This is a genomic window from Pseudomonas endophytica (assembly GCF_001411475.1).
GTDB lineage: Bacteria > Pseudomonadota > Gammaproteobacteria > Pseudomonadales > Pseudomonadaceae > Aquipseudomonas > Aquipseudomonas endophytica.
This window is the reverse complement of the sequence record NZ_LLWH01000066.1, coordinates 1-7,588: the sequence shown is the minus strand read 5'-3', so window position 1 is coordinate 7,588 and position 7,588 is coordinate 1. Positions and strand designations below refer to the sequence as shown.

Below are 7,588 nucleotides of genomic sequence, written 5' to 3'. Positions count from 1 at the left end.
GGTGATCGAAAGCCGTGGCACTAAACGCGTCACCGGCGCCCGCGTGGCCGCCATTGACCTTGCCTCCAATAGCGTCACCAGCCCCGGCGAATGGCTGGTCTGTGACCTAGTGGCCACCTCGGGCGGTTACAGCCCGGTGGTGCATTTGGCCTCGCACTTGGGTGGCAAGCCGATCTGGCGTGAAGATATTTTGGGTTTTGTACCGGGCGAAGCGCCGCAAAAGCGCGTGTGCGTCGGCGGTATTAATGGGGTTTATGCGCTCGGTGACAGCTTGGCTGATGGCTTTGAAGGCGGCGCACGTGCGGCCAGTGAAGCCGGGTTCAAATCGGTTGAGGGTGTGCTGCCCAAAGCGTTGAATCAGGTTCAGGAACCGACGGTGGCGCTGTTTCATGTGCCCCACGAAAAAGGTACGGCACGGGGCCCGAAACAATTTGTCGACCTGCAAAACGACGTCACTGCCGCTGCGATTGAACTGGCCACCCGCGAAGGGTTTGAGTCGGTCGAGCACGTCAAACGTTACACCGCGCTGGGCTTTGGGACGGACCAAGGCAAGCTCGGCAACGTCAACGGCTTGGCCATTGCCGCCCGTTCGTTGAACGTGACCATCGCGCAGATGGGCACCACCATGTTCCGCCCCAACTACACGCCGGTGACCTATGGCGCGATCGCGGGTCGTCACTGTGGGCACATTTTCGAGCCCGTGCGTTACACCGCGCTGCACGCGTGGCACGTCAAACAGGGCGCTGAGTTTGAAGACGTCGGCCAGTGGAAACGCCCGTGGTACTTCCCGCGTAACGGTGAAGATATGCACGCAGCGGTCAAGCGTGAGTGCCAAGCGGTGCGTGACAGCGTTGGCCTTCTGGATGCCTCCACCCTCGGTAAAATCGACATTCAAGGCCCCGACGCACGGGAATTTTTGAACCGCATCTACACCAACGCCTGGACCAAACTCGACGTGGGCAAGGCGCGCTACGGGTTGATGTGCAAAGAAGACGGCATGGTCTTCGACGATGGCGTGACCGCCTGCTTGGCCGACAACCATTTCGTTATGACCACCACCACCGGCGGCGCGGCCCGTGTGCTGCAATGGCTGGAGATCTATCAACAGACCGAATGGCCAGAGCTGAAGGTGTATTTCACCTCGGTCACCGACCACTACGCGACGCTGACCTTGAGCGGGCCTAACAGCCGCAAACTGCTCAGTGAAGTCACCGACATTGATCTGGACCGCGAGGCGTTCCCGTTCATGACCTGGAAAGAAGGGCTGGTAGCAGGCGTGCCCGCCCGAGTGTTCCGTATCTCGTTTACCGGCGAACTGTCGTATGAGGTCAACATCCAAGCTGACTACGCGATGGGCGTGCTGGAAAAAATTGTCGAGGCGGGCAAGCCGTACAACCTGACCCCTTACGGCACCGAAACCATGCACGTCCTGCGGGCCGAAAAGGGCTTCATCATCGTCGGCCAAGACACGGACGGCTCCATGACCCCGGACGACCTGAACATGGGCTGGTGCGTGGGCCGCAGCAAACCGTTTTCATGGATCGGCTGGCGCGGCATGAACCGTGAAGACTGCGTGCGTGAACAGCGCAAACAGCTGGTGGGCCTCAAACCGGTTGACCCAAACACATGGCTGCCCGAAGGCGCGCAATTAGTCTTCGACCCCAAGCAGGCCATCCCCATGACCATGGTGGGCCATGTTACCTCCAGCTATGCCCATAACTCCTTGGGGTATTCGTTTGCGATGGGTGTGGTCAAAGGCGGTTTGCAGCGCATCGGCGAGCGGGTGTTCTCACCCCAAGCGGATGGCAGCGTGATCGAGGCTGAAATTGTGTCTTCGGTGTTTTTCGACCCCAAAGGCGACCGGCAGAATATTTGAGTGGGTGATCTCATGACGACCGCAAACGTTTACCAACAACGCCCGGACTCGGGCGCCAAAGCAGAGTCATCGCTGCATCACACCAACGTGGCCACGTTGATCGGCAAAGGCCGCACTAACCCTGGGGTGACAGTGCGCGAGAAAAAACTGCTGGGCCACCTGACCTTGCGTGGCGATGCCAAAGATCCGGCCTTTGCCGAAGGCGTGCACAAAGCGCTGGGCTTGGAGCTGCCGGTGGCCTTGAGCCTTGTCGCTAAAGACGACAGCTCGCTGCAATGGATGGGGCCGGACGAGTGGCTGCTGATTGTCCCCGGCGGCCAGGAATACGCCGTGGAACAGGCCTTGCGCGCCGCGTTGGTTGGGCTGCACATCTCGGTGGTCAATGTCAGCGGTGGTCAGCAACTGCTGGAACTAAGCGGGCCGAACGTGCGCGACGTGTTGATGAAGTCCACCAGCTACGACGTACACCCGGATAACTTCCCAGTGGGCAAGGCGGTGGGCACGGTGTTCGCCAAGTCGCAGTTAGTGATTCGGCACACCGCTGAAGACACCTGGGAACTGCTCATCCGCCGAAGCTTCTCGGACTATTGGTGGCTGTGGTTGCAGGATGCAGCCGCAGAATATGGGCTGAGTGTCGAGGCATAACACATTCTTCTTCTGTAGGAACTGCCGCAGGCTACGATCTTTTTTTAAGATCAAAAGATCGCAGCCTGCGGCAGTTCCTACAGGGGGGTTTTAACAAGGAATCTCTAATGAGCCGCGCCCCTGACACCTGGATCCTCACTGCCGATTGTCCCAGCCTGCTGGGCACGGTCGATGCCGTGACCCGCTATTTGTTTGAACACCGCTGCTACGTCACTGAGCATCACTCTTTCGATGATCAGCGTTCGGGGCGCTTCTTTATTCGCGTCGAATTTCGTCAGCCCGAAGGGTTTGACGAACAGCACTTTCGCGCAGGGTTAGCAGAGCGCGGTCAAGCTTTCGGCATGGCCTTCGAGCTGACCCCGCCGCACTACCGGCCCAAAGTGCTGATCATGGTGTCCAAGGCCGACCATTGCCTCAACGACTTGTTGTATCGCCAGCGCATCGGCCAACTGTCGATGGACGTGGTCGCGGTCGTGTCCAACCACCCCGACCTTGAGCCGCTGGCACAATGGCATGGCATCCCGTATCACCACTTCGCCCTCGACCCGGCCAACAAACCCGCGCAAGAAGCCCGCGTGTGGCAAGTGATCGAAGACACCGGCGCAGAACTGGTGATCCTCGCCCGTTACATGCAAGTGCTGTCGCCTGAGCTGTGCCGCAAACTCGACGGCAAAGCGATCAACATTCACCACTCCTTGCTGCCCGGTTTTAAAGGCGCCAAGCCGTACCACCAAGCCTATGAGAAAGGCGTAAAACTGGTGGGCGCCACCGCGCACTACATCAATAACGACCTCGACGAAGGCCCGATCATCGCCCAAGGCGTGGAGGTGGTTGACCACAGCCACTACCCCGAAGACCTGATCGCCAAAGGCCGCGACATCGAAGCCCAGACCCTGGCGCGGGGTGTGGGGTATCACATTGAACGGCGGGTATTTTTAAATGGTGGGCGCACGGTGGTGCTGTAACCCCAGCCTAGGTTTCGCGAATAGAACTGATTGTGTTGCTGACAGTCGCAGCCGAGTTGGGCGCCCGTGATGTCTGCACAGGAATGGGCGGGGGAGGTGGCATTACGTTGGGCGGCGGCGCTGGCCGGAGGTGGACCACTGGAACGCTATGTGCAGGTACTCCCGCCACAGGAGCGGGAGGAGGGAGAGGAACGGGAGGAGGGGGTGGAATAAAGTTAGGTGGTGACGGTGAGCGCGATCGGAGGAGGCGGGTACTGACTGGCGCTCTGGGTCGACCTCTTTGAACCACATCAAGGGCAATGACATGGATTTTGAGCGGGTAAAGTGCGAGATGCCCATCAGGATCGACATGATTGACCGGGTCCCCTTTGCAATAGGCGTACGCATTAGTGCCACCTTTGCCAAATGGGCTCCAACTGTCCGGGCTGTTGAAGCGCATTAATACCGGATTAAACGCCCGATACCCTTGGCCCAGTAAATAGTGCCCGGTGGTGGACTCGACTCGCTCGCCATTAAATCCCTGCGCAATCTGTTGGTTCATTGATATGGGGCGATGCCCGTACACGGTGTAGGCATACGGTTGTGGCCCGTCGGTATTGAGACTTAACAGAACGCAAGAATGCTGGTCAGTCATCAGCAGTGTCGAGGACGTGTCATCATCCGGTTTGCGCTGAGCCAATGGCTGAGTCAATGACTCAAAAAAACAACGGTGAGCCGGCCCTTCTAGCTCGGTGGCGATCCGTTGACGATTATAAAAGCGACGCCGCTCATCGACCTTGGACAGTCTGTCCAGCGGGTCGTAGTGATAGACCATTGATAGCGCTGCAACGCAAGGTTTCATGTTTAAGAGCCCCTTCTTGGATTTGTGCCGAAGTAGCGGTCCCAGTAAGGTACATTTTTATTTGGCAGCAATGACACTCGGCCTTCTCTGACCAGTCTTTCCTGAAGATAGACGGAACTGACCTTGTGATAGTCTTGCACCCAACGGAGTGAATTTTTTAACCGTGCATAAGCGCTATTGACTATCGCGCTTTTATCACCGTTTTTCGGAAATTCGTAAAGTTTAACACCCGTACTATGGTCAGGCGTGTTAAGGGCTTTTATATTTCGGGAATCTAAAAAATCCTGCTCTATTTTTATGGATCGTAAAGCGCGATTGTATTCTCTTTGTGTAGAAGCTAGTTTTATAAGTAAATGCTCTCCTTTCAGATTGCTCAATGAAGTGGGCACCTTATCATCCGCGATCCCATAATGTTTTAAGGCAGGGCCGAATTTTACGGTTTTACTGTTTAGAGCTGAAATGAGTCGGTTTGTTTTTATTTCAGAAGGGGCTATCAACTTTAGTTTTCGTAAAAAGGCTTTGATGAAATGTCCCGACGGGTCTCCGTGATTAACAGGGTCAGTGCAATAGGTGTACGCATTAATACCGCCGGCTTCAAACGGGCTCCAACTGTCCGGGCTATTAAATCTCATTAATACCGGGTTATACGCTCGATAACCCTGACCCAATAAATAATGCCCGGTAAGTCTTTCTGGCCGTTCGCCGTTAAACCCTAGGGCACTTTTTAAGCCGCCTGTAGCGCAGTGACAGCCATAGGGTGAGTAGCTTTTGGGTTGGTGGCCTTGAGGGCTCACGCCTTGCAGCACGCTGCTTTGAAGGTCAGTAGCGACTAATACGCTGCTTGCATAAGGACCTTGGCGCAGAGCGAGGGGTTGAGCGTTAGATTCAAAAAATTGCCGGGTGACGTCGCCCTCGATTTCGCTGGCAATACGTTTGCCGCAGTAAAAACGGCGGAGCGTATTAATGTCGACAAGCCTATCCAGTGGGTCATAGCGGTACTGGCTTACTAGCTTGGGCATTTTGGTTACGCCTCAATAGAAGTCATTATTCAGTATTGAGGTAGTCACCAAGCTTGCCTAGCTAGCAGAACTACTAGGTAGCCGCCTCGCCTACGGCGCATTTGCCTATGTCGAGGTCGTACGGTGGTGCTTTAACAGTAGCCCCACGTTCTAAGCTGCAAGCAACAAACAACGCAGACCTGTCGGCAGGTTAGCGCTTGCCGTTTGCGACTGCATCACCTCCAACAACAATTAAGGTGAATACGATGGCTGACAATCGCGGTGTGGTGTACCTGGGTAATGGCCAGGTTGAAGTGCAGAGCATTCCTTTCCCCAAGATGCAAAACCCTCAAGGCAAACCGATCCACCACGGGGTGATCCTGCGGGTGGTGTCGACCAATATTTGCGGGTCTGACCAGCATATGGTGCGCGGCCGTACCACGGCGCAAGTCGGGCTGGTGCTGGGGCATGAGATCACCGGCGAGGTGATTGAAGCCGGGCGTGACGTTGAGCATTTGAAAGTCGGCGATCTGGTGTCGGTGCCGTTTAACGTGGCCTGCGGGCGTTGCCGTAGTTGCAAAGAGCAAAATACCGGGGTGTGCCTGACGGTTAACCCGGCGCGCCCTGGTGGCGCGTATGGCTACGTGGACATGGGCGATTGGGTCGGTGGCCAAGCGGAATATGTGCTGGTGCCGTATGCCGATTTCAACCTGCTCAAACTGCCGAACCGCGACGCGGCGATGGAGAAAATCCGCGACCTGACCTGCCTCTCGGACATTCTGCCCACGGGCTACCACGGCGCCGTGACCGCAGGCGTAGGGCCGGGCAGCACCGTTTACATCGCAGGCGCTGGCCCAGTGGGCTTGGCCGCAGCCGCTTCGGCGCGTTTGCTGGGCGCGGCGGTGGTGATTGTCGGTGACGTCAACCCGATCCGCTTGGCGCACGCCAAAGCGCAGGGTTTTGAGATCGCCGACCTGTCCAAAGACACCCCGCTGCATGAACAAATCGCCGAGTTGCTGGGCGAGCCCGAAGTGGATTGCGCGGTCGATGCGGTGGGCTTTGAAGCCCGCGGCCACGGGCATGACGGCGTCAAACACGAAGCCCCGGCCACGGTGCTTAACTCACTGATGGGCGTGGTGCGGGTGGCGGGCAAAATCGGCATACCGGGCCTCTACGTCACCGAAGACCCGGGCGCTGTGGATGCTGCCGCCAAAATGGGCAGCCTGAGCATCCGCTTTGGGTTGGGCTGGGCCAAATCCCACACCTTCCACACCGGGCAAACCCCGGTCATGAAATACAACCGCCAACTGATGCAGGCGATTATGTGGGACAGGATTAAAATTGCCGACATTGTGGGGGTTGAAGTGATTAGTTTGAATGACGCCCCACGTGGGTATGGCGAGTTTGATACGGGCGTGCCGAAGAAGTTTGTGATTGATCCGCATGGGTTGTTTAGTGGTGTTTGAATGATAAACCTCCAAGGCACCAACCGTCGCCTTGGAGTTTTTCATAGTGCTATTAAGCCCTGATATTACGCGCATTTATTAATAGACCTAAATCACGCTCTACGGGTCTCAGCATTTCTAATGTTGCGCGACGGCTCTTTTCCACAATATAACTTATGCCCAAGTTCAAGTTGGCTTGGTTACGTGTGCTGTACGCTAGGATAGGGTTATTTAAGATTTCTCTGGATTTCCTAGAATCAGGGAGGGAAAAAAAGTTTCTCTCAGGTGTTGTGGTGCTTTTTTTTGAGCTGATTTTGTTTGCTTTTTTTATCTCTTTCAATGCTTTGTCAAGGGTGGAGCGACTCTTGCTTATTGTTTCTCCGACTTTTCCGCTCACTGATTTAGTAGTTTTACTAGTTGTAGAATTGGCTGGGGCTATAACGCTGGTAAACTTCGGATCAATTTTTTTTATTTCTTTAAGCACTGCGCCATAAAGCCCCGCAATTTTCCTATTAGTTCTTTCGGTCGTGTTCACAACCCCAAGCCCCCTTCCTAGGATTTTTGCCCATTGCCATAGATGTCCGGTAGAGTCTTGCCTCATCACCGGCTCATTATCACAATACGCATACGCATTAATCCCCCCTTCACCAAACGGGCTCCAACTGTCTGGGCTATTAAAGCGCATCAATAACGGGTTATACGCTCGATAACCTTGGCCCAATAAATAATGCCCGGTAACGGGTTCAGGTCGTTTGCCGTTAAATCCTATAACGCTGAGTAACGTGTCGTTGGCGTGATGTCCAAAGGGCGTATACACC

At 55.6% G+C, this 7,588-nt stretch carries 7 protein-coding genes; 4 read left to right on the top strand and 3 right to left on the bottom strand.

The genetic code is table 11. The annotated features are described in order from the left end of the window. The 3 genes from AQS70_RS06150 to purU all read left to right on the top strand — a co-directional run. Positions 1–1,876 (top strand): glycine cleavage T C-terminal barrel domain-containing protein (locus AQS70_RS06150; protein ID WP_277620579.1); only part of this gene is annotated, 1,876 nt, incomplete at its 5' end. Positions 1,877–1,888: 12 nt separating this feature from the next. After that, complete coding sequence (locus tag AQS70_RS06145; RefSeq protein ID WP_055102012.1) at positions 1,889–2,521, top strand: sarcosine oxidase subunit gamma; 633 nt, start codon at positions 1,889–1,891, stop codon at positions 2,519–2,521. Between the two features lie 107 nt (positions 2,522–2,628). Further along, positions 2,629–3,486, top strand: a complete 858-nt coding sequence (gene purU / locus AQS70_RS06140) for a formyltetrahydrofolate deformylase (protein WP_055102011.1) — start codon at positions 2,629–2,631, stop codon at positions 3,484–3,486. A gap of 7 nt (positions 3,487–3,493) precedes the next feature. Here the strand turns inward: purU and AQS70_RS23905 are convergent, their stop codons facing one another. Together AQS70_RS23905 and AQS70_RS06135 are read right to left on the bottom strand one after the other, a co-directional pair. Beyond that, positions 3,494–4,327 (bottom strand): RHS repeat-associated core domain-containing protein, encoded by an 834-nt coding sequence (locus AQS70_RS23905; protein WP_082428045.1) that lies wholly within the window; start codon positions 4,325–4,327, stop codon positions 3,494–3,496. Positions 4,328–4,329: 2 nt separating this feature from the next. Beyond that, positions 4,330–5,346: an RHS repeat-associated core domain-containing protein gene (locus AQS70_RS06135; RefSeq protein ID WP_055102010.1), complete on the bottom strand. Its 1,017-nt coding sequence runs from the start codon at positions 5,344–5,346 to the stop codon at positions 4,330–4,332. A gap of 245 nt (positions 5,347–5,591) precedes the next feature. Between AQS70_RS06135 and fdhA the strand changes: the two genes are divergently transcribed. Beyond that, complete coding sequence (gene fdhA / locus AQS70_RS06130; RefSeq protein WP_055102009.1) at positions 5,592–6,791, top strand: formaldehyde dehydrogenase, glutathione-independent; 1,200 nt, start codon at positions 5,592–5,594, stop codon at positions 6,789–6,791. Positions 6,792–6,843: 52 nt separating this feature from the next. Here the strand turns inward: fdhA and AQS70_RS06125 are convergent. Beyond that, positions 6,844–7,588, bottom strand: a 745-nt coding sequence (locus AQS70_RS06125) for an RHS repeat-associated core domain-containing protein (protein ID WP_277620578.1), incomplete at its 5' end; no start/stop codon positions are given.

Coding starts and splice junctions, on each gene's coding strand:
- AQS70_RS06145 (WP_055102012.1), top strand. CDS start 1,889: ATGACGACCGCAAACGTTTACCAACAACGCCCGGACTCGGGCGCCAAA.
- AQS70_RS06135 (WP_055102010.1), bottom strand. CDS start 5,346: ATGCCCAAGCTAGTAAGCCAGTACCGCTATGACCCACTGGATAGGCTT.
- AQS70_RS23905 (WP_082428045.1), bottom strand. CDS start 4,327: ATGAAACCTTGCGTTGCAGCGCTATCAATGGTCTATCACTACGACCCG.
- fdhA (WP_055102009.1), top strand. CDS start 5,592: ATGGCTGACAATCGCGGTGTGGTGTACCTGGGTAATGGCCAGGTTGAA.
- purU (WP_055102011.1), top strand. CDS start 2,629: ATGAGCCGCGCCCCTGACACCTGGATCCTCACTGCCGATTGTCCCAGC.